Origin of the sequence: Asanoa iriomotensis (assembly GCF_016862515.1) — a bacterium.
In the GTDB taxonomy this organism is placed as follows: domain Bacteria; phylum Actinomycetota; class Actinomycetes; order Mycobacteriales; family Micromonosporaceae; genus Asanoa; species Asanoa iriomotensis.
Window position 1 is genome coordinate 1 of record NZ_BONC01000009.1, and the last position, 21,294, is coordinate 21,294.

Genomic DNA, 21,294 nt, shown 5'->3' on the forward strand with positions numbered 1-21,294 from the left:
TCGGGGCCCGCCGCCGCTGCGCGGCGGCGGGTGTACTCCGCACCTGGTAGTCCAGCGACGTCGGATCCGTGGCATGCGGCGGCAGGGTGCAGGATGAGGTCGTGGCTGTCGACGTGGTGACCGAGATCGTGATTGACCGTCCCTGTGCGGACGTCGCGGCGTACGCGGGCGATCCGTCGCACGCGCCGCAGTGGTACGTGAACATCGAGTCGGTGCGGTGGCGCACACCCGAGCCGGTGGTGGTGGGATCGCGACTGGATTTCGTGGCACGGTTTCTCGGTCGGCGGCTGGCCTACACGTACGAAGTGGTCGAGTTCGTCCCCGGCGACCGCCTGGTGATGCGGACGGCGCAGGGGCCGTTTCCGATGGAGACGACCTACACCTGGACACCGGTGGGCGCGGACCGGACGCGGATGACGTTGCGGAACCGGGGTGAGCCGGCCGGGTTCACCAAGGTGACCGGGCCGGTGATGGCGGCGGCGATGCGCCGGGCCAACCAGAAGGATCTGGCCAACCTCAAGCGGATCCTGGAGGAGCCACGCTGAGCATGGTCCGCGTCCGGGAATGACGCGGTCGCTTCGCTAGCGATGGAGCTCCGCGCCGCTATTAGTAAAGTTTGTGAACAGAAGGTGCTACAGTCACGGACATCGATCCCTAACTCCCTCCGGAAAGGAGTGATCGCATGTCGAGACTGCGTGCCCTGCTCGTGGCGCTGGCCGTGGCCGTCGGCGGCGGACTGGTCGCGGTCATCCCGGCGACCGCGGCGTCGGCCGCCGCGTGCACGGCGGCGTGGCAGGCGTCGACCGTCTACTGGGGCGGCGACCAGGCCTCCCGCAACGGTCGCAACTACCAGGCGAAGCGGTGGACGCAGGGCGAGGCCCCGCCCGGCACCACCGGCGTGTGGCAGGACCTCGGCGCATGCGACGGCGGCGGTGGCGGTGGCGGTGGCGGTGGGACCACCTGCAACTACCCGAACTGGGCCGCCGGCACCTGGTACGCGGCGGGCGCGATCGTCCGCTACACCAACGGTCTGTACTACATCGCCGAGCACGACAACCCGGGCTACGACCCGATCATCAGCACCTGGTACTGGGACCCCTACACCTGCGGCGGTGGCGGCAACCCGACCGACCCGCCACCGGGCACGGGCGGCTTCGTCGTCAGCGAGGCGCAGTTCAACCAGATGTTCCCGGGCCGCAACTCGTTCTACACGTACTCCGGCCTGGTGGCCGCGCTCGGCGCCTACCCGGCGTTCGCCAAGACCGGCAGCACCACCGTCCAGCGCCAGGAGGCCGCGGCCTTCCTCGCCAACGCGCACCACGAGACCGGCGGGCTCGTGCACATCGTCGAGCAGAACACCGCGAACTACCCCCACTACTGCGACTGGAGCCAGTCGTATGGCTGCCCGGCCGGCCAGGCCGCCTACTACGGCCGCGGGCCGATCCAGCTCAGCTGGAACTTCAACTACAACGCCGCCGGCAACGCGCTCGGCCTGCCCCTGCTGACCAACCCCTGGCTGGTGCAGAACGACGCCGCGGTCGCCTGGAAGACCGCCCTCTGGTACTGGATGACCCAGAGCGGGCCCGGCACGATGACCCCGCACAACGCGATGGTCAACGGCGCCGGCTTCGGCGAGACCATCCGCAGCATCAACGGGTCGATCGAGTGCAACGGCGGCAACCCCGCCCAGGTGCAGAGCCGCGTCACCCGCTACCAGCAGTTCGTCGGCATCCTCGGCGTCGGCGCCGGAAACAACCTCTACTGCTGACCATTAGGCCCGGGAGCGACGCGCGTACGCGGTCGCTCCCGGGCCCTTTCACTGCGCCGTGCGGACCCATACCGCGTTGATGACCCACCTGAAGTTCGACTTGCTGTTGATTTCCATGTCGTTCGTGACCGAGCCGTCGCTGCTGCGGGTGCCGGCCCGGATGTGCACGGTCTGGCCGAGTTGGACCGGGCCGTTGCTGAACAGCCGCGCCGTGAAGGCGCCGCCCTGGGTGAGGAACTCGCGGGCGACGACCGCGGTCGAGTCGGTGACCCAGTTGAAGCGCGACATCAGCGCGAACGACGGCGCGGTGACGTTGGGGTGCAGGACGTGGGCCATCAGGAAGTTCTCCTGCGTCGTGGACGAGTCCGACGTGCCGAACTCGTCCTCCACGCGCAGCTCGTGCCGGCCGAGGCCGCACCGGGCCTCGATGAAGATCTCCAGCACGCCGGTCGCCGCGGCGCGGAAGTTGAAGCCGATCTGGGCGTCGGCGACGGCCCAGCCGTTGTCGAAGTCGTCCGCGTCGTTGTTGTCGAGCATGATCTGGTGACTGACCAGGCCGGCGAACCGGTCGATGTCGACGGTCCGGGAGACGCGGAACCCACCGAGGTTGTGTGGATCGAAGCCGTGCTGGAAGGCCGGGAACGGCGGACGGAACGCGGTCCAGGCCAACGGCGCGTTGGCCGCGTCCTGCTGTGCGGTCGTCGGTCCCTGCGCGTCGTGCAGCCACGCGGCGTGCCCGCCTTCGGCCTGCGTGGTCGGCGTCGCTTCCAGCACCGCGGCCTTGGTCTCCGCGACGATCCGCCGCAACTGCCCTTCGTCGACGTTCAGGCTGTCGAAGTAGGCCTGCACGTTCTTGCGGCGCTGCTGATTGAGCGCCTCGTAGTCGGCGTTGAGGCCGTTGGGCGGCTGGAGCAGGTCGCGGAACCGGGTGCGCTCGCCGCGCATCCGCCGCCGCAGCGACAGCCAGTTCTCCTCGCCCAGCAGCTCGGCGATGCGCCGGTTGCCACGCTCGACGATCTCGGCCACCTTGTCGCCACGCGCTTCGGCGGTGTTGCGCTGACGACGGTCGTAGTCCTCGGCGACCTCGGCCGCCATGCGGCGATCCGCTTCCGGAATGTCAGGATCGAACGGCATGTGATACTGACTGAAATATTGCCCCGTCGACATGAGTCCCCCCGCTGGCCCCATGGGTCGTCCGGCGCGACTCCGCGCCCAGGCTGAACGTAGCAAGCCCTGATCCACTGCGGGCCGGATCGGAACGACCCACCGGGCAAGGGTGATGGACACCGTCTGTCAACCGGCACCGCCGGCGTTCGACAGCCGCCCGATCGATGGCCTCGCCCGAAGGCCAGCTCAGCATGGTCACCTCGATGAGCAGCGCGGGGATCCGTTGGCTCGCCGAACGCTGAGCTCGACCTCGTTGACCCGCAGCACAGATCGCACGCCCCATCGAACGCGGGTTGACGCAACCGTCCGGTTGCCATACGGTTATAGCAACCGGATGGTTGCATCAACGATCGAAGGAGCGTCCGATGCTCGTACCAACCGCCATGGTCATGGCCGACAATGCGACCAAGCAGCACGTGCTGTCGGCGCGCCCCACGGCGCCCACGACCCACGCGCCCGCGGCGCGCCGGAGGCAAGCGGGTGCCGCACGCCGCTTCACCGTCGCGACCCTGCGCCGGCTCGCCGACAACGTCGAAAATCGCGGCATTCCCGCGCCGACGCACTGACACTGCAACTGGAGGCGAAATCATGAGCCACCACACACCGAACCCGGCCCTGCCGCCCGTCGTGGACAGGAAGACCTGGCAGGAGGCGCGGGAAGCACTGTTCACACGGGAGAAGGCGCACACCCGCGAGGGCGACGCGATCGCAGCGGCCCGGCGACGGCTGCCGATGGTGGAGGTCGACGCCAGCATCGAGGTCATCGGTCCCGACGGGCCGGTCACGATCCTCGACGTCTTCGAGGGCCGCAAGCAGCTCATCGCCTACTACCACGCCTGGTGGCCGGGCCGTCCCGCCGCGGAACAATGCGAGGGCTGCACGTTCTTCAACAGCCAGGTCCGCGAACTCGCCTACGTCCATTCGCGCGACGCCACGTACGCCGTCCTCTGCAAGGGCCCCTTCGAGGAGAGCATTCGCTACCGGGACTTCCTGGGCCTGGACATGCCGTGGTACTCGGCCGCGGAAACGGCACCGCGACTCCTGGAGGGTCGCGACTGGCAGCGTCACCACCTGGTCTGCTACCTCCGCGACGGTGAGCGGGTCTACGAGACCTACTACACCGGCGGCCGCGGCGTCGAGATCATGGCACCCACGCACGGGCTGCTGGACATGACCGTCTACGGCCGCCAGGAGGCGTGGGAGGACTCCCCGGACGGATGGCCGCAGGGCTGGGGGGACGCGAAGAACCCCGAAGTCTGGCGTACGAACGGACGCCCGATCGTCCAGTGGTCCCGCATCGAAGCCGGCCGCTCCGACGACCTGACCTGAAGGACGACGAGCCCGCGGATCGTCAGTTCGTGACCGCGGGCTCGTCGTCGCAGGCCCTGTGCACCGGGCTCCCGCAAGCCGCCCGCTTCGTAGACGCCGAGCGCGGCGTCGAAGGAGACGAACTTGACGCCGCCGACCAGGGCGCCGTCCAGTCAGCGTCGGACGACGGCGTCCGTCCGCTCCGCCGCTTTGGTCGCCGGTCGGCGCCGCCGCCGGCTTCGGACGAACTCGACGACCACCGGGACGAACGACACCGCGACGATGGCGACCAGGATGAGCTCGACGTTTGACCGCACGAACCCGATCTGTCCCAGGAAGTAGCCGGCGACGGTGACTCCGGTGCCCCAGGCGATGCCGCCGACGACGTTGTAGGTCACGAACGTGCGGTAATGCATCCGCCCGGCTCCGGCGACGACCGGTGTGAACGTGCGCACGATCGGCACGAACCGCGCCAGCACGACCGAGCGGGCGCCGTGGTTGGCGAAGAACGTCTCCGCGCGGCGCAGGTTCTGCTGTTTGAACAGCCGGGAGTCCGGCCGGCGGAACAACGCCGGGCCGACCTTGCGGCCGAACAGGTAGCCCACCTGGTCGCCGGCGACCGCCGCGACGCTGATCAGCAGGCACACCAACCACAGTGGAGCGTGGAGCACCCCGCTCGCGACCAGCAGGCCGGTGGTGAACAGCAACGAGTCGCCGGGCAGGAAGAAGCCCGCGAGGATGCCCGACTCCGCGAAGACCACGGCCAGGATCCCGAGCAGGCCGAACGTGGAGATCAAGTGCGTGGGGTTGAGGATCACGTTCCCCACAGTGCGCCGGCGAGCCTGAAACTGACCTGAAAGCGCTCGTGTTCAGCCGCCGTCGGCGGCGAGCCGGTAGCCGCTGCCGCGCACGGTCTCGATCGCCGCCCGGCCGTAGGGCAGATCGATCTTGCGGCGCAGGTAGCGGACGTACACCTCGACGATGTTGTGGTCGCCGTCGAAGTTCATGTCCCAGACGTTCTCGATGATGGCGGTCTTGCTCACCACGTCGCCGCGATGGCGCATCAGGAACTCCAGCAACGCGAACTCGCGGCTCGTCACGCTGATCTCGTCGTCACCACGGGTCACCCGCCGCCGCGCCGGATCCACCGACAGGTCACCGGCGGAGAGCACGGTCGGCCGTGCGGGCGCGCCGCGGCGGGCCAGCGCGCGCAGGCGTGCGACAAGGACGACGAACGAGAACGGCTTGGTGAGGTAGTCGTCGGCGCCGAGATCCAACGCGTCGGCCTGGTCGTAGTCGCCGTCCTTGGCGGTCAGCATCAAGATCGGCGTCCAGACCTCGCGGGCCCGCAGCTGCCGCGAAACCTCGTACCCGCTCATGCCCGGCAGCATGATGTCGAGCACGACGACGTCGTAGGGGTGCTCGGTCGCCGCCCACAGCCCGTCGGGGCCGTTGTGCATGACGTCGACGGCGAAGCCCTCCCCGGTCAGGCCCTCACGGACCATTTCCGCCAGCGCGACCTCGTCCTCGACGAGCAGGATTCGCATCGTCCCCCCTCACAGATCGGCCGGCGGCAGCCAGACGTGCAGCGACGCGCCGCCGCTGGACGAGGTCTCGGCAGTGATCCGCCCGCCGTGGCTCGCCACGATCTCGTGTGCGATGGCCAGTCCGAGGCCGGAGCCGCCGTCCGACCGGGTCCGGCTGTCGTCGAGCCGCACGAACCGGTCGAAGACCCGCTCGCGCTCGGCCTCGTCGATGCCCGGGCCGTCGTCGTCGACGCGCAGGTCGGTGCCGTCGGGACCGACGGTGACCGTGAGCGTCACGACCTGTCGCGCGTAGCGGGCGGCGTTGTCGCACAGGTTGCGGATCACCCGGTCGAGCTGGTGTGCGTCGCCGCGCACCCGGGCCGGTCGGATGCGCGACTCGATGCGCAGCTCGGGATGTTCGGCGTGGAGCCGGTCACGCTCGACGTAGGCGAGGTCGTCGAGGTCGACGTCGTCGTGCCGCACGGTCAACCCGTGCTCGTCGGCCCGCGCCAGCAGGAGCAGGTCGGAGATGATCCGGCTCAGCCTGGCGGTTTCGCCCCGCATCCGCCGCAACTGCCGCCCGTGACCGGAGTCCGTCGCCTCGAGGAGCTCGAGCCCGACCTGCAGCGTGGCCAGCGGGCTGCGCAGCTCGTGGCTCGCGTCCGCGACGAACCGGCGCTGGGTCCGCGCGGCGCCGTCGAGTCGATCGAGCATCGCGTTCATCGTCTCCGCCAGGGCGGCGACCTCGTCGCGCGCTGCCGGGACAGGCACACGGGTACGCAGATCGCTGGCGGTGATCGTCGACACGCGGCGGCGGATCGCCTCGACCGGGCGCAGCGACTTGCCGACGAAGAAGTAGGTCGCCAGGCCCACGACGAGCGCCAGCGCCGGCACACCGACGAGCGCCGCCCGCACGATCACCTCGAGGCTTTCGTTGACGGGCCGCAACGACTGACCGACGACGACCACCCGCGCACCGTCGGCGGTCTGTGCTCCGGTGGCCAGGATCCGGAACTCGTCCTCGTCGTCGGGCGACAGCAGCCGCTGCTGCGTCACCGTCTGTCCCGGAGCCGGGCGGGCGGCGGTCAGCGCGGGCCGCGTGCCGAGGTCGGGCGACGCGTCCAGCACCCGACCGGAGCTGTCGAGCACCTGCACGGCGGTGCGATCGCCGGCGGCGGGTTGCAGGGTCTGCGCGAGCCGGGTCGGATCGTCGGCCTGGAGGGCGGCGACGACCTGACCGGCCCGCTGGGTCGCGGCGGCGTCGAGGTTGCCGGTCAGCGTGGCCCGCGTCGCCAGCAGCAGGCCGACTCCAGCCACCAGGACGGCGCAGGCGACGACGGCCGCGGCCGCCAGCGCGGAACGCACGCGGACACCGCCCAGACGCGCAGTCCAGGGCTGCGTGATGCGTCGTACGGCGGCCGTCACCTGGGAAGCGTATGACTCCCCTACCTGAGAACCCGCTGAACCGGACGCTTCAGCCGGTTCTCAGCACGGCCTTCCTAGCGTCCCGCAGGCACGGGCGGCGACCGCCGACAGCAGGAAGGCACCGGAATGCGACCAACCCCGCGGATAGCGATGATCTCGGCCAGCATCGGCGCCGGGCACGACCAGGCCGCCGACCAGCTGACGACCGCCCTGGTCGCCCGCGGCTGCGCCGTGACCCGGCACGACTTCCTCGATCTGCTGCCGGCCCGGGCCGGCCACGGGCTCGCCCAGCTCTACGCGGCCCAGCTGCGCACGGCACCGGGCAGCTGGGGCGCCCTCGTCGGGACCCTGCGCCGGCCGTCGCTGGCCCGGGTGACCGGCAACGCCGTCGCCCGGGCGGCGGCCCCGGGACTCCTGCGGGCCCTGACCGGAGACGAGGACCTGGTCGTGTCCACGTTCCCGTTCGCCAGCCAGGCGCTCGGGCAGCTCCGGGCGGCCGGCCGGTTGGCGTCGCCCGTGGTCACGTTTCTCTGTGACCCGTCGGTGCATCCGCTCTGGGTGTCCGCCGGCGTCGAGACGCATATGGCGGTGGACACCGTCGCCGCGGCGCAGGCCCATCGCCTGGGCGCGCGCGGGATCGTGGTCTGCGCACCCGCCGTCGGAGCCGGCTTCCGTCCGGGGACCGAGGCCGAGAAGCGCGCGGCCCGCGCGCGCTGGGGTCTGCCGGACGGGCCGATCGCGTTGGTCGTAGGCGGATCCTGGGGCGCCGGAGCGCTGGCACAGACCGCGCGGGACATCGCCGCGACCGGTCTGGCCACACCGGTGACCGTCTGCGGCCGCAACACGCGGTTGCACCGGAGGCTCGTCGCCGACGGGCCGGGCATCACCCTCGGCTGGGTCGGGGACATGGCCGAGCTGCTGCGGGCCGCGGACGTGGTGGTGCACAACGCCGGCGGGATGACCTGCTGGGAGGCGATCGCCGCGGGTGTGCCCCTGCTCGCCTACCGGGCTCTGCCGGGCCACGGCACCGCCAACGCCGCCGCGCTCGAACAAGCCGGCCTGTCCGCCTGGTGCCGCGACCGCGCCGACCTGCGCGCGGCCCTGCGCGACCCGCGACCGTTTCCGCCGCAGCCGGTGACGGCTCCCCGCCCGGCCGACGCGCTCACCCGGTTGCTGGGCGCGCCCGCCGCCGACCTGGCTCCCGCGGCGTGAACAGGTCCTGGCGGGCGGCGCTCGCCATCGGCGCGGCCGCCGTCACACCGGCGCTCGCGCCCTCGTTGCGGGTGGTCGCCCCGGCGCTGGCCGGAGTCGGAGACCCGCGACACGTCGCCCTCACCTTCGACGACGGGCCCCATCCGGCGTCGACACCGGCATTCCTCGACGCTCTCGGCCGGCTTCGCGTACGCGCGACGTTCTTCCTCCTCGGCGAACAGGCCGCCGCCTACCCGGAGCTGGCCCGCCGGATCGTCGACGACGGCCACGAGGTCGCGCTGCACGGGCACAGCCACCGCCTGCTGCCCACGCGGAGCCCGTCGGCCACGCGGGACGACCTGCGCCGCGGCTTCGTCAGCGTCGGCGACGCGACCGGGATCGCGGCGCGGTGGTACCGGCCGCCCTACGGAGTGCTGACCGCGGCCGCCCGAACGGCGGCGACCCGACTCGGGATGCGGTGCGTCCTCTGGACGGACTGGGGTCGCGACTGGACCACCCGCGCCACACCGCGGACCGTCTGCGACACCGTCACCCGGCGGCTTTCCGGCGGCGCCACGATCCTGCTGCACGACAGCGACACCCAGTCGGCACCCGGCTCCTGGCGCGCCACCCTCGACGCGCTGGTCCCGCTGGTGACGACCTGCCACCAGCGCGGCTGGACGGTCGGCCCGTTGGCCGAGCACCAGATGCGGTGACCGCTATCGCCGGCGGACGTCGACGACAAGTGCGACGGCGAACGACACCGCGATCAAGGCGCCGGTCAGCGCGACGGCGTAGCCGGGCAACACGTCGGTCCCGATCAGCGTGAGGCCGATCGCCAGGGAGAGCAGCGCGGCGACTGCGATCTTCCAGTCGTCGCCGACGATGAAGTCGTAGCCGAAGCGGTAGACACCGCGCACCAGGTTCATGCCGGACTCCCCAAGCGGTCGAGGTTGGCGGCGACCGATTTGCGCCGCACGTGAGGCAGGAGGGCGACCAGCACCCGGGACCAGATCAGCCAGCCGGCCAGGATCACCACGAGTGCCCAGTCGCCGCCGGGCCAGTGCAGGCTTGACCCGCCGTGGAACACGCCGAGCCCTTCGACGGCCCAGAAGGTGCCGTAGGTGGTGAGCAGCAGCCCGACGGCGTACTTGAGCGCGTTCTCGGGCACGGCCGACAGCGGGCGGGCCACGACCGCGCCGATCCCGGCGACGATCAGGCCGGCGCAGACCGCGGCGGCCACGGCAACCGGCACGTCGCCGGCGTTGAGGCCGAAGGTGATCACGATGAACACCACCTCGACGCCTTCGAGGAACATGCCCTTGAACGAGACGACGAAGCCGAACCAGTCGAGCCCGAAACGATTGCGATGGCCGGCGGCCTCGGCCGCGGCGGTCTGCGCGGCGAACGCGGAGTCCTCGTCGTGGCGTGCCATGAGGCCCGCGCTGCGCAGGATCGCCTTGCGCAACCACTGCAACCCGAAGATCAGCAGCAACGTGCCCACCACCAGTTGCAGAACCGTCCGCGGCAGCCACGTCGCCAGCGAATAGCCGACCACGGCGCTGAAGAGGACCAACGCGACGAGGGCCGCGCCGGCACCGGCCAGGGCCGAGCGCCGGCCACGCGTCAACGCCATCGCCAGCACGATGGTGGCCGCCTCGACGAACTCGACGAACGCCGCGGCGAAGGTGGCCGAGGCCAGACCCCAGACCGCGTGGTTGCCCACTGTTCACCTCCCGGCTTACACCTACAAGTTATAGGAGGTCGCCTCGAAACGGTCAGCTGTGATTGCCCGGGAGCACGATCGGGTAACGCGGTGCGATGTCCTTGAATCCGAGCGACGGGCCTGTGGCGGACCCCCAGAGCCGAGTCGCACCGGCCGAACCCTCCGCCGGGCGACCCGCCAAGGCACCGGGCAAGCGCTCGCGCCGCAAGACGTGGCTGCTCGGCGGCCTGGCGCTGCTGCTGGTCATGTGCGGCGCCGGCACCGCGATCGGCACCTACTACGTGGACAGCGTGCCCCCGCCCGACGAACTGGTGCTGCCCGAGTCGACGACGCTCTACTACGCCGACGGGAAGACGCCGATGGCGAAGCTGGGCACGGAGAACCGCACGATCGTGCCGTACGACCAGATGAACGACGCCGTCAAGCAGGCCATCGTGGCGGCCGAGGACCGGACGTTCTGGACCAACGAGGGCATCGACTTCAAGGGTGTGCTGCGGGCCGCGTGGAACAACGTCACGGGCGGTGACCGGCAGGGCGCCTCGACGATCACCCAGCAGTACGCCCGGATCGCCGCCGATCTGCAAGGGGTCACCTACTCCCGCAAGCTGCGCGAAGCCGTCATGGCCTGGAAGCTGGCCGACAAGCACAGCAAGGAGGAGATCCTCGGCTTCTATCTCAACACCGTGCCGTTCGGTCGGGGCGCGTACGGCATCGAGGCGGCAGCACAGGCGTTCTTCGGCAAGACGGCCCGCAAGGACGCCTCCCGCGCGAACCAACTGACGCTCGCGGAGGCCGCGGTGCTGGCCGCGATGGTCAAGCAGCCGGAGGCGAACCCGGACGACCCCGAGGGGCAACCCGGCTACGACCCGACCCGCAACGACAAGGCTCGCCAGAACTCGATCGAGCGGTGGCGCTACATCCGCGACGGGATGGTCGCCCTGGGCTATCTCACCGCGGCCGAAGCCTCGAACCTCGCCTACCCCGACACGGTCCGTGACTACGACCCGCGGGCCGGTCAGTCCGGCCTCGGCGGGCCCACCGGGCTGGTCGTCAACCATGTGCTGAGCGAGTTGCGGGGCACCGAACCGTTCAAGGACAGACCATTCGACTATGTCCGCAACGGCGGCTTCCGGATCGTGACGACGGTCGACAAGCGGGCGCAGGACGCGGCCGAGGCGGCCGCGAACATCCACGGCGAGAAGGCACCCGACGCGGTGCGGGGACAGCCCAAGAACTGGCAGTCGGCGCTGGTGGCCGTCGAACCGGGCAGCGGCCGGGTCCTCGCGTACTACGGCGGCAACGACGGCTCCGGCGCCGACTACGCGGGGTGGTACATCGACGACGAGGGCAACGCGGCCGGTTTCGGTCAGCACCCGCCGGGCTCCTCCTTCAAGGTGTACGACCTGGCGGAGGCGCTGCGGCAGGACATCTCGCCGAAGCAGACGTTCGACTCCCCCGCGACCAAGGAGTTCCCGGCCAGCGGCCGCACCCGCGACAGCGCGGCCGGGCCGATCCGCAACTCCGGCAGCGCGGACTGCCAGCCGGACTGCGCGCTCTGGGAGGCGACCGTCGCGTCGCTGAACACCACCTACTTCGCGCTCACCGAGCAGCTCGGGGTCGCGGCGGTCATCGACATGGCCCGCAAGGCCGGCGTCGAGTCGATGTGGGCCAACGAGAAGGACAAGCCCGAACCCGTCCGGGTCGACCTGCGCGAGACGTCGGGCAAGGACGCCGCACCCCGATTCTCCACCGAGGTCGGCATCGGCCAGTACGGCATCACGGTGCAGGACCACGCCAACGGCATGGCCACGTTCGCGGCCGGCGGCAAGCGCGCGGAGGCGCACTTCGTCCGCTCGGTGTCCAAGGGGGACGAGGAGCTCTACAAGGAGCAGTTGAAGCAGACGGACGTGGGGCTCGACGAGGAGCAGTCCAAGCAGCTCAACTGGACGCTGCGCCGGGTCGCCGCGGCGAAGGTGCCGGACTGGGACGCGGCGGGCAAGACCGGCACCTGGCAGGCCGGCAAGAGCACCACGCAGAACCTGCACGCGTGGATGGTCGGCTACACCGGTGCGATGTCCGCGGCGGTGTGGCTGGGCACCACGGACGGCAAGCCGTTGCGCACCAAGGACGGCAGCTACGACGTGTTCGGCGCGAGCCATCCGGGAAAGATCTGGCAGCAGTTCATGACCGAGGCGGCCAAGGCGATGAAGCTCAACCCGGACGACTACCGGTTCGCGGAGCCCAAGTTCCCGCAGGAGACCCCGTCCGCCCCGCCCAGCGCGGCGACGACAGCCCCGTCGCCGACCCGCACGCCCGAGCCGACGGACGCGCCGGAGCCGACCCCGTCGGTGGAGCCCACCCGCGAGCCGGAACCGACCAGGACGCCGCGGCCGACCGGGTCGCCGCGCCCGACCGCGCCGGTCACGCCGCCACCTAACTAGCGGTTCCGCCCGGACGGAGCAGCACCACGCCGTCGACGACGATACGCGCCTGGGCGGCCGATGCCGCGCAGTCGGTCAGGACCTCGCGCTGCGGTGCCTCGCAACCGGTCGGGTACGGCGTGACGAGCCGGCCGAGCAGCGCCGCGGTGACGGCGTCCTGCAAGGCGCCGCCGCCCTCGTCGACCACCATGCCGGCCTGTGCGAGGTCGGCGAAGAGGCGCTCGATGTTGGCACTCTCGATCGGCAGCAGCCCGGGGTCGAGATGGTCGGCGACCGTGACGGATCCGGATCGCAACGCCCCCAACGCCGCGCGGACCGACCGGGCGACCGCCGGCGACTCGGCACTGACGTCGATGACCGCCGGGTGCGTCGCCACCGATGTGCGTACGACGAACTACCAGGAGCCGCAGGTGGTGGAGGCGCCGGGGGCGACGGTGACGGTCAGCCCACCGGATGCCGTCGTGGCAACCTGGCTGGTGAAGCTCAGCATGGGGGTCTCCCTTCTGGACGGTGGTGAGACGGCACTGACGTGCGTCGATGGTGAGCGCGAGATCAGCAGGGCCCGTGCGCCGAATAAAGATCGAGCGGCGTCATCTTCCGCAACGTGCACCGCGTGGCCGTCGGGCGTTCACCGTCCGGTATGGATCACCGGTCAAACCTGATCGCGCTCTCTCACAAAGGTCGACGGACCCGTACCGGGGCAATCCCGTTCACGGCAGGCACCGCCTCCGACCTGGTCATTGACAGCACCGAGCACCCCCGTTCAGGATGGGCGCACTGGCAGCCGGGTCTCTACCAACGAATCGGCGTCGTTGGTCGGGAAGCGCCTTCTGTGTGCCCTCCAACCCGAGAGCGATCACCGGCCGGCCGAACAAGGACGGGGAGCCCCAACGCGTGAACCGCGTCCCCGGACTCAGGCCCTAACGGATCGCACAGAAAGGGCACACCCAGATGCCCCACACCCCCAGTGGGCGGTGGCTGAGGCGGCTACCAGTCGTCACCCTCGCCGCCGTCACCGCCGTGCTCCTCGTCAGCCCGGCGGCCGCCGCACCGGACGGAGCTTCGCCCGCCGAGACACCCGCCGCGCCGGTCGAGCTCGAGCGTCTCCCCGGCGAGGAGGCGAGCGTCGTCGAGGTGAAGGTCTCCGGCACCGCGGAGATGGACCGCCTCGTCGCCACCGGCGTCGACCTCGACCACCACGTCTCGCAGGTCCCGGACGGCATCGTGCTGCACGCCGTCGTCACCCCCAACGAGGTCGCCGGGCTCCAGGCCAACGGCTACCAGGTCGGCAACGTCCTGTTCGCCCCCGAGGACTCCGCGGAGCGGGTGGGCGAGCGCGAGGCGACGATCGCCGCGCACATCGCCGAGAACCAGGCGTTCACGGCGGAACTGGTGGACGACCCCACCACCAAGGACATCAAAATCATCCGGGCCGACTACTACACCTCGGGGACCAACCAGGTCCTGTCGGTCGAGGCGAAGTGGGCACAGGGCCAGACCTCGACCAGCGCCCTGACCGTGCAGCGGGACAGCGGACCCGGCACGGCGATGGGCTCGGGCGGCTCGCAGAACATCTCGCGGTTCGTGGACGCCGGGGTCTACCTGTACCACCGCGGTGCCTCCACGATCACCAGCCGGCCGGACCGGATCCAGATCACCAGCCCGACCGGGGATGTGGCCAACGTCCAGGTGAAGGAGTGGCTGCCGATTTCGGAGGAGTCGCCCGAGGGTCCGGGTTACCAGAAGGACTTCGTCAGCAGCTACCTGACCCCGACCGAGCTGTACGACCGGATCAAGGCGCTGGCGGCCGAGTTCCCGCAGCTTGCCGAGATCGTCGAGCTGCCGTACAAGACGAACGGCTACCGCCGCAAGGCGCAGGTGGTGCTCGGCACCGCGAACGCCAGCCGGGTGGCGGTCGACTCGCGGGCCTGGGGCCACGAGGGCGGCAACGACATCTCCGTCGAGCTCGCCAACCCGGGTGCCGCCGACCAGCCGCTGTCGGTGAGCCTGACCGGCAACGACATCAAGGTCAGCCTGGCGACCAACGCCAGCGGCGCGGTGACCAGCACCGCGGCCGAGGTCGTCGCGGCGCTCAACGCCAGCGCCGGCTCGCTGATCCAGGCGTACACCTACCGGGGCAACACCGGTGCGGGTGTGGTGGCCACCGCCGCCCGCACGGCGCTGACCGACGGACTGCGGGCGCCGGCCAGCGTTTCCCGCGATCCCCAGCCGGTGTACGCGATCCGGATCGGTAAGACCCGGGACGGATCGAAGACCGGTGTCCTGGCGTACGCCCAGGAGCACGCACGTGAGTGGGTGCCGCCGCTGGTCACCATCGAGACCGCGGAGCGGCTGCTGCGCAACTACGCACATGACGGCAAGACCAAGCAGCTGCTGAACAACCTGGACATCTGGATCGCCCCGTCGATCAACCCGGACGGCGGCCACTACTCGTTCTACGACTTCAACTCGCAGCGGAAGAACATGACCAACCACTGCCCGCTGACCGGGTCGGCGGACGCCCTCGGCCGCAACTCGTGGGGCGTGGACAACAACCGCAACTACACCGAGTACAGCCTCTTCGACGGCTACTCCGGTGCTTCCGCGAGCTGCACAGGCGAGACGTACGCCGGGCCCAGCGAGCTGTCCGAGCCGGAGAGCAGGAACGTGGACTGGCTGGCGGCTCGGCCGAACATCAAGTTCTCGATGAACCTGCACTCGTCCGGCAACTACTTCATGTGGTCGCCGGGCGCGTACGCCACCCCGGGCCGGATCTCGGCACCGCGGCCGACCCTGGCCCAGGAGTCGTTCTTCTGGGGTGCCTCGTCCCGGATCCTGACCGCGATCAAGCGCCACCGCAACATGGCGGTGACGCCGGCCCGGACCGGCCCGATCTCCGACGTGCTCTACTCGGCGGCGGGGAACTCCGGCGACATGCTGTGGTACAAGTACGGCATCTACGCCTGGAACTTCGAGGTCGGCACCTCGTTCCAGCCCTCGTGGGACTCGGCGCACAACGAGACGATGGAGTTCTCCAACGGCCTCGTCGAGCTGCTGCGGGTGGCGCGTGACTACTCCACCGACTACCAGCGCCCGGAAAGCACCCTGGCGGTGACCCCGAGCGCGACGGAGGGCATGGTCAACGTCCAGTTCAACGTGACCGAGGCGGCCGCCGTCTTCTACACCATCGACGGCGGCACGCCCACCTACGCGTCCACGCTGTACGCCTCCGCGGGCATCCGCGAGGCCGGGGAGATCCTGACCCTGCCCGTCGGGACCAGGATCAACTGGTTCTCGGTGGACGCGGCCGGCAACGTGGAGAAGAACTACGTTCCGAACGGCACAGCGAAGAACTTCAACAAGGGCCAGGCGGTTCTGGCCACCGGATAGTCACATCGCGGCCGCGGCACCTCGTCGGTGCCGCGGCCGCGCCTTCCGTTGTGCGGCCCCGGATGCGCCAAAGGCTGACGCGGGAAGCCCGTACCCCAACGCCCAGTTCACCGAGAAGCTGCTCGGCAACGCGGTGCTGCTCACCCTCGACGGCTACGGGCACCCGAGCTACCAGGTGCCGAGCGCGTGCATGGACGCGGCCCGGGTGACCTTCCTGGTCGACCTGGTCACTCCCCCGCCCGGGACGGTCTGCCAGCCGGACGAGACCCCGTTCCCGCAGTAGGCGGTCGCGACCACGGGGAGAGATTGGCGGCGGTGACCCAGGCGACGACGACCGCGACGATCACCACCGAGATGAGGTTGAGGGCCTCGGACTGCAGGAAGAGCAGCGTGAACAGGACGGCGGTGAGCGGCAGGCCACCGAGCATGACCACGGTCATCGCGCCGATGCCCATGCCGACGCCGGCGGTCAGCGGCAGGCCGGCCGCATGCGACAGGGCGAGACCACCGGCCGCTCCGATGAACATGCCGGGAAACGTCGGGCCGCCGCGGAAGCTGCTCAGCGACACGCTGTAGGCCAGGCTCTTGAACAGGACCAGCAGCACCAACTCGCCGACCGACCAGGCGCCGGCCAGTTGGATCAGGGTAGGCAGCGCATTCTGGCCCGAGAACAGCACCTCTTCCGGGCCCTTGTCGGTGACCGCGGCGAAGAGGGCCGCGAATCCCCCGACGACCACGCCCGCGAGGGGGGTGGCCAGCAGCACGCGCCGCGTCACGTACGGCTGGATCTGGAAGGCGAGGCGGCGGATCGCGGTGCCGAGCACGCCGGCGGCCAGGCCGATGACGATGGCCCAGCCGAACTCGCCGACGGTCGGCGGTCCGAGTGCGGGGATGTTCGGCACCGCGAGCGAGAACGTGCCGAACCCGGTGACGTGATTGAGGCCCACGAAGATGAGCGCGCCGATGCCCGCGGCCAGCAGCCCGGGCGCCATCACCACGCTGACCATGCTCCCGCCGACGCCGGCCGCCTCCAGCAGCAGGAACGCGCCCGCGAGCGGGGAGATCAGCAGGGTCGAGATGGCGGCGAAGCTGCCGGCCGCGCCGATCAGCACCACTGCCTGGTGTGGCGTGTCGCGCTTGAGCAGCCGCACGATCAGCACTGCCAGCCCCGAGCCGATGAGCACCAGCGGGCCCTCCGGGCCGAGGACCGCGCCGAAGGCCAGCGTGGCCAGCGACGCGCAGGCGACACTGGGCAGGTCGCGTGTGCTCAGCGGCGAGCCCGCCACGAAGCCCTCCGCCGGGTTGTGCCCTCCCGGTCCTGGCAGGTACCGCAGGCTGAGGCCGACCAGCAGGCCGCCTACCGCGACCATCGGGATCGGCCACCACACCGGGGTGCCGCTGAAACCCAGGTCGCGCGGCAGGTCGGTGAGGAAGAAGGTCTGTGCGTTGTTGACTGCCTTGAGGTAGAAGTACGCGACGATCGACACCGGGACGCCGATCGCCGCGCCCACAACCAACAGGGCCAGGTAGCCGCGGCTCCTGAGCATCTCCGTCGGGCTGGGCGAGGTCGACGATGGGCTACCCACGACGATCTTGTGCGTCGGCGTGCACACCCATCCGCGACTCCCTCCGGTTTCGTAAGCTGATCTTCCGTAGGTTCCGGCGCCCGCGGGCCGACATCGCGAAATTCGCCTGGCCCCGGCCACGAAAGGCTGAACCTCCGAGCGGTGCCCGGGCCGCAGCGGCCCGGGCACTCGCGTCAGCTCACGGCGCAGCGTCTGCCGTTGAGGGTGATGTTGGGTGGGATCGGGTTGGTCACGTTGTCGAAGCTGGCGTTGAAGCCCACCCCCGACAGCGTCGCTCCCGGCGCCAGGGTCGCGTTCCAGCTCGCGTTGCGGACCGTCGTGGTCGGGCCGCTCTGGCTGAACGTGCCGTTCCAACCCAGGGTCACGGCCTGTCCGTTGGCGAACTGCCACTGGACCGTCCAGCCGTTGACCGGCGCCCCGGTCAGGTTGGTGATGCCGAGCTCGACCTGGAAGTTGCCGGTCCACGACGTCGTGACGGCGTACGTGACGCGGCAGGTCGCCGCGGGCAGGTCGTCGTCGGGCACCAGGAAGACGTTCGGGTTGATGTCGGCGGCCGGCGTGTCGGTGTTGCGGGCGATCACCTGTGCGAGGGTGGTGTGGAAGTCGACGCCGAACTGGTCGCGGATCCAGGACAGGCCCAGGTCGTTGCCGTAGAAGAAGCGGTCGCCGTCGCGGAGGGCCTGGAACTGCCGGGTCCAGATGGCGCGTTGCAGCTCGCCGAACTCGCTGCCGGTCACGTGCGGCTCGGCGATCATGCCGACGAACGCGTCGACGTTGTCCACGCTGCCGTAGACGGCCCGCAACCGGGCCGCGACCGTCGACCGGCGGACGCCGGAGGTCGAGCCGTCGGCCTCGCCGACCACGGTCGGGCTGCCGTTGATGTCGGCCGTACTCAGGAAGTCGAGGCTGTTGGGGTTGTCCACGCCCGTGCCGGACGGGAACGTGTCCGTGGACTCGCCGGTGATGGCCCGGAACGAGGTCTTGGGCGGCAACCCGTACGCCTGCCGCATCTGGTTGTAGCTCGGCATCCCGTGGTCGCGTGACCGTTCGATGTCGATCGCGCCGAGGTCGACCACGCCGCGGAAGCAGGCCGGCAGCGTCGGACCGTCCAAACAGGTCGGATTGCCCGGCACCGGCACCTGGAAGAGCACGCTGCGGAGCTGGTTGTCGATCATTTCGTCGTTGCGGTACTGCGACTCCGACAGGCTGGTCATCAGCGGACCGAGGCCGAGCGCGGGAAGCAGGCCCGGGTTGAAGAACCCGACGTTGAGCGGCACGGTGATGGCCACGTCGGCGCCGTCGACCTCGACCTCGAGCCCCTGCGCGCGGAACGCGTCGAGCTGTGCCGAGGTGTAGCGGGATGCCTGCGTCTCGGCGGTGAACTCGCCGTGGATCTGGCTGTGGGCGCGGTAGCCGACGGTCGCGAACTCGTTGGACAGCGTCGTGTCGGTCGACGGCTTGTATCCGGTGTACGCGGGCAGGTTGACGCCCATCACCGGGAGGAACTCGTTGTAGGTGATGTACTGCTGCTCGGCGACGACGATCCGGCGGGCGATCTGGAACCGGTCCTCGGCGCTCAGCGACGCCGGCAGCGACCGCGCGATCCGGTTGTGCTCGCGGGCGAAGAGGGTGTGGGTGGCGGTCAATGCGACGTTCTCGTTGGCCCGCACGTCGCCGGCGGTGACGGCGGCGCCGGAGTTGCCGATCAGCCGGCCGTCGACGTCCATGGCCGGCGCGGCGGCCGCGTTGCCACGTGCGTCACGGCGCGGCAGGTAGTTGCCCGGCATCATCAGCGTCGCCGCGTTGTTGGCCATGTTGTTGTCGACCGGCCCGTCACGCAACCATTCGAGCCGTTGCGGTGTGCCGCCGTAGACGGCCCAGGCGTCGATGTAGGAGCTGACCGTGTTGACCGCCTGGCGCGGGTTGGTGACCCCGGTGCCGGTGGCCGCCCGGTCGCGGGTGAACGGGATCCCGCCGGCCGTGTCGACGAACTGCTCCAGCGGATCGGCGGCGTTGAACGGGATCGGCGCCGACTCGGTGCCGCCGGCGGCGAGGCCGAAGGTGTGGTCGAGGAACTGGCCCCAGGTCCAGCCCCATTGGGTCACCCGGTGCTCGGAGAAGATGTTCTGGTGCGCGTCGTTGAAGACGCGGTTGCTCACGTACCGGCTGTTCGGCCCTGTCACCGGCTGCCCGCGCCCGTCGGCGTAGCGGGCCGCGGCCACCCGGGAGTAGCTGGTGCCCACCTGCCCCTGCGCCGGCCGGAACAGGTTGTTGCCGCTCCCGTCGAGGCTCTGCACCTCGAAACCCACCGCGGCGCGGGCGTCAGGCATCACCACCAACACCGCCGCGGTCGCGACAACAAGGGCGAGGATCGACTGTGGTACGCGGGCTGTGGGCATGGCTCCTCCATGCACTGGGTCATCAGAGATCCGATCATTGACCCGCTTCACTGCGAGTCAAGGCAGCATTTGGGCGCCAGTGTGCGCTGCGCAACGATGCACGTCAATAGGTAAGATGGGATGTTTGAAGGCGCAACTGTTGAACGTGCGCGCAACGGCGAATACCGCACGGATACCGGTGAAGAGCGGCGAGTGCCGGATGGAGACCCGGTGAGGGTCCGTCCCCCGGAGAGTACGGAGAGACGACGCGGCCCCGCGTCTCTGGCTCAGGGGAGGTTTCGTAATGGCAGACAAGGCCCGCGGCTGGGACTGGTCCAAGTGAAGGTCATGAACGGTCCGCCGACGTCAGCACGAGGCGTCCGCGAAGGGTGCGGTCCTCCATACGCTGGTGGGCGATGGCCGCCTCGCGGAACGGGAGGACGTCGACGACGGTCTCCCCCAGACCCGCGGCGACCGCCGTCAACGCGGCGCGGAGGGCGGGTCGGATGTGCTGCGGATGGGTCGGCAGGAACGCGCCGGCGTTGAAGCCGGAGATGGTGACGCTGCCGAGCCAGAGCTGGTTGCTGTCGATCTGGTGGGTCCAGTCGTCGCTGGCGTTTCCGGCAGCGATCAGGCGACCACCCGGCCTCAGGAGAGACAGGCTCCGCGTGCGGAGCTGACCGCCGACCGGGTCGATCACGACGTCGAACTTCTCGTCCGCCAGCGCCGTGGACAGGTCGGCCGAGTCCACGATCTTGTCGTAGGGCAGCCGGGTGTCGGCGGCCGCCGCCAGCTTGCCCGTCCGCACCGTGCCCACCACGCGGGAGGCGCCGAGCTGCCTGGCGATGCCGGGAAAGGCGGCCGAGAAACCGCCGAGCGCGCCGTGCACGAGCACGGATTCGCCCTCGGCGAGGTGCGCGACCTGGGTGAGCGCGACGTGCGCCATCGCCGCGTTCGGCACGACGGAGACCGCCAGGCCCGGCTCGATGCCGTAGCCCGCGGTCGAGACGACGAGAGCCGCAGGGGCGACGTAGACGGAGGCATAGCCGCCGGTGCCGGCCGCGGACATGGAGACCACGGGCTCGCCCGGCGTGAATCCGGTGACGCCCGCGCCGATCGCGCGCACCGTTCCGGCGACCTCGAGGCCCGGCACGTACGGCGGTTGCGGCATCCCGGGCTGGTCCTTGAACACGCCACGCCGCATCAGCACGTCGACCAGCCCGACAGCGGAATGAGTGACATCGATGGCGATCTCGCCCGGCCCGGGAACGGGGTCCGGGAGCTCGGTGACGGTCAGCACCGACGGGGCGCCGAAGGAGGTGGCTTGCACTGCCCGCATCAGAATCATCTCCTCATAACGCATCACATGATGCGCTAACTCGACCGTA

At 70.4% G+C, this 21,294-nt stretch carries 20 protein-coding genes; 10 read left to right on the forward strand and 10 right to left on the reverse strand.

Annotated features, from left to right (window positions below; all coding sequences use genetic code 11):
• The first annotated feature begins 101 nt into the window (after positions 1-101).
• Positions 102-545, forward strand: a complete 444-nt coding sequence (locus Air01nite_RS08755; RefSeq protein WP_203701468.1) for an SRPBCC family protein — start codon at positions 102-104, stop codon at positions 543-545.
• A gap of 137 nt (positions 546-682) precedes the next feature.
• Positions 683-1,768: a glycoside hydrolase family 19 protein gene (locus Air01nite_RS08760; protein WP_203701469.1), complete on the forward strand. Its 1,086-nt coding sequence runs from the start codon at positions 683-685 to the stop codon at positions 1,766-1,768.
• A 48-nt stretch (positions 1,769-1,816) separates the two neighbouring features.
• On the opposite strand, the gene Air01nite_RS08765 is transcribed toward Air01nite_RS08760, so the two are convergent.
• Positions 1,817-2,863: a hypothetical protein gene (locus Air01nite_RS08765; RefSeq protein ID WP_203701470.1), complete on the reverse strand. Its 1,047-nt coding sequence runs from the start codon at positions 2,861-2,863 to the stop codon at positions 1,817-1,819.
• 437 nt (positions 2,864-3,300) lie between these two features.
• On the opposite strand from Air01nite_RS08765, the gene Air01nite_RS08770 reads away from it, so the two are divergent.
• Both Air01nite_RS08770 and Air01nite_RS08775 read left to right on the forward strand, forming a co-directional pair.
• Complete coding sequence (locus tag Air01nite_RS08770) at positions 3,301-3,501, forward strand: hypothetical protein (RefSeq protein ID WP_203701471.1); 201 nt, start codon at positions 3,301-3,303, stop codon at positions 3,499-3,501.
• Between the two features lie 22 nt (positions 3,502-3,523).
• Positions 3,524-4,264 (forward strand): DUF899 family protein, encoded by a 741-nt coding sequence (locus Air01nite_RS08775; RefSeq protein ID WP_203701472.1) that lies wholly within the window; start codon positions 3,524-3,526, stop codon positions 4,262-4,264.
• 152 nt (positions 4,265-4,416) lie between these two features.
• On the opposite strand, the gene Air01nite_RS08780 is transcribed toward Air01nite_RS08775, so the two are convergent.
• From Air01nite_RS08780 to Air01nite_RS08790, 3 genes are read right to left on the reverse strand one after another with little or no spacing between them, the layout of a single operon-like run.
• Positions 4,417-5,061, reverse strand: coding sequence for a DedA family protein (locus tag Air01nite_RS08780; RefSeq protein ID WP_239090590.1), 645 nt, complete (start codon positions 5,059-5,061; stop codon positions 4,417-4,419).
• 51 nt (positions 5,062-5,112) lie between these two features.
• Positions 5,113-5,790 (reverse strand): response regulator transcription factor, encoded by a 678-nt coding sequence (locus tag Air01nite_RS08785; protein WP_203701474.1) that lies wholly within the window; start codon positions 5,788-5,790, stop codon positions 5,113-5,115.
• 9 nt (positions 5,791-5,799) lie between these two features.
• Positions 5,800-7,134, reverse strand: coding sequence for a sensor histidine kinase (locus tag Air01nite_RS08790; protein WP_239090591.1), 1,335 nt, complete (start codon positions 7,132-7,134; stop codon positions 5,800-5,802).
• A 186-nt stretch (positions 7,135-7,320) separates the two neighbouring features.
• Between Air01nite_RS08790 and Air01nite_RS08795 the strand changes: the two genes are divergently transcribed.
• Both Air01nite_RS08795 and Air01nite_RS08800 read left to right on the forward strand, forming a co-directional pair.
• A complete protein-coding gene (locus Air01nite_RS08795; protein WP_203701475.1) occupies positions 7,321-8,406 on the forward strand; it encodes a glycosyltransferase in 1,086 nt (361 codons plus the stop codon).
• Entirely contained in the window at positions 8,403-9,101 is a 699-nt protein-coding gene (locus Air01nite_RS08800; RefSeq protein ID WP_203701476.1) for a polysaccharide deacetylase family protein, read from the forward strand. Before Air01nite_RS08795 ends, Air01nite_RS08800 begins: the two co-directional genes overlap by 4 nt.
• A gap of 3 nt (positions 9,102-9,104) precedes the next feature.
• Here Air01nite_RS08800 and Air01nite_RS08805 read toward each other — a convergent pair whose 3' ends face one another.
• Positions 9,105-9,314, reverse strand: a complete 210-nt coding sequence (locus Air01nite_RS08805; RefSeq protein ID WP_203701477.1) for a hypothetical protein — start codon at positions 9,312-9,314, stop codon at positions 9,105-9,107.
• Positions 9,311-10,111: a TMEM165/GDT1 family protein gene (locus tag Air01nite_RS08810; RefSeq protein WP_203701478.1), complete on the reverse strand. Its 801-nt coding sequence runs from the start codon at positions 10,109-10,111 to the stop codon at positions 9,311-9,313. The genes Air01nite_RS08805 and Air01nite_RS08810 overlap by 4 nt, the downstream gene beginning before the upstream one ends.
• A gap of 122 nt (positions 10,112-10,233) precedes the next feature.
• Here Air01nite_RS08810 and Air01nite_RS08815 point away from each other — a divergent pair, with 122 nt between their 5' ends.
• Positions 10,234-12,552, forward strand: a complete 2,319-nt coding sequence (locus tag Air01nite_RS08815) for a transglycosylase domain-containing protein (protein ID WP_239090592.1) — start codon at positions 10,234-10,236, stop codon at positions 12,550-12,552.
• Here the strand turns inward: Air01nite_RS08815 and Air01nite_RS08820 are convergent.
• Positions 12,545-12,847, reverse strand: a complete 303-nt coding sequence (locus Air01nite_RS08820) for a hypothetical protein (RefSeq protein ID WP_203701480.1) — start codon at positions 12,845-12,847, stop codon at positions 12,545-12,547. The two genes, Air01nite_RS08815 and Air01nite_RS08820, sit on opposite strands and share 8 nt — an antisense overlap.
• On the opposite strand from Air01nite_RS08820, the gene Air01nite_RS08825 reads away from it, so the two are divergent.
• From Air01nite_RS08825 to Air01nite_RS41015, 3 genes are all read left to right on the forward strand, one after another.
• Complete coding sequence (locus Air01nite_RS08825) at positions 12,828-13,214, forward strand: hypothetical protein (RefSeq protein WP_203701481.1); 387 nt, start codon at positions 12,828-12,830, stop codon at positions 13,212-13,214. The genes Air01nite_RS08820 and Air01nite_RS08825 overlap by 20 nt on opposite strands.
• A 289-nt stretch (positions 13,215-13,503) precedes the next feature.
• The gene (locus Air01nite_RS08830) at positions 13,504-15,942 is read left to right on the forward strand and encodes a M14 family metallopeptidase (RefSeq protein ID WP_203701482.1); all 2,439 of its coding nucleotides are present in this window, start codon (positions 13,504-13,506) and stop codon (positions 15,940-15,942) included.
• A gap of 118 nt (positions 15,943-16,060) precedes the next feature.
• Positions 16,061-16,225 (forward strand): alpha/beta hydrolase, encoded by a 165-nt coding sequence (locus tag Air01nite_RS41015; RefSeq protein ID WP_239090601.1) that lies wholly within the window; start codon positions 16,061-16,063, stop codon positions 16,223-16,225.
• Here the strand turns inward: Air01nite_RS41015 and Air01nite_RS08840 are convergent.
• The 3 genes from Air01nite_RS08840 to Air01nite_RS08850 form a co-directional block, all read right to left on the reverse strand.
• The gene (locus tag Air01nite_RS08840) at positions 16,170-17,489 is read right to left on the reverse strand and encodes a chloride channel protein (protein WP_203701483.1); all 1,320 of its coding nucleotides are present in this window, start codon (positions 17,487-17,489) and stop codon (positions 16,170-16,172) included. The two genes, Air01nite_RS41015 and Air01nite_RS08840, sit on opposite strands and share 56 nt — an antisense overlap.
• A 212-nt stretch (positions 17,490-17,701) precedes the next feature.
• On the reverse strand, positions 17,702-19,927 hold the full coding sequence (locus Air01nite_RS08845) for a peroxidase family protein (protein WP_203701484.1): 2,226 nt from the start codon (positions 19,925-19,927) through the stop codon (positions 17,702-17,704).
• A gap of 325 nt (positions 19,928-20,252) precedes the next feature.
• Positions 20,253-21,245, reverse strand: a complete 993-nt coding sequence (locus tag Air01nite_RS08850; protein ID WP_203701485.1) for a quinone oxidoreductase family protein — start codon at positions 21,243-21,245, stop codon at positions 20,253-20,255.
• Positions 21,246-21,294 lie beyond the last annotated feature (49 nt).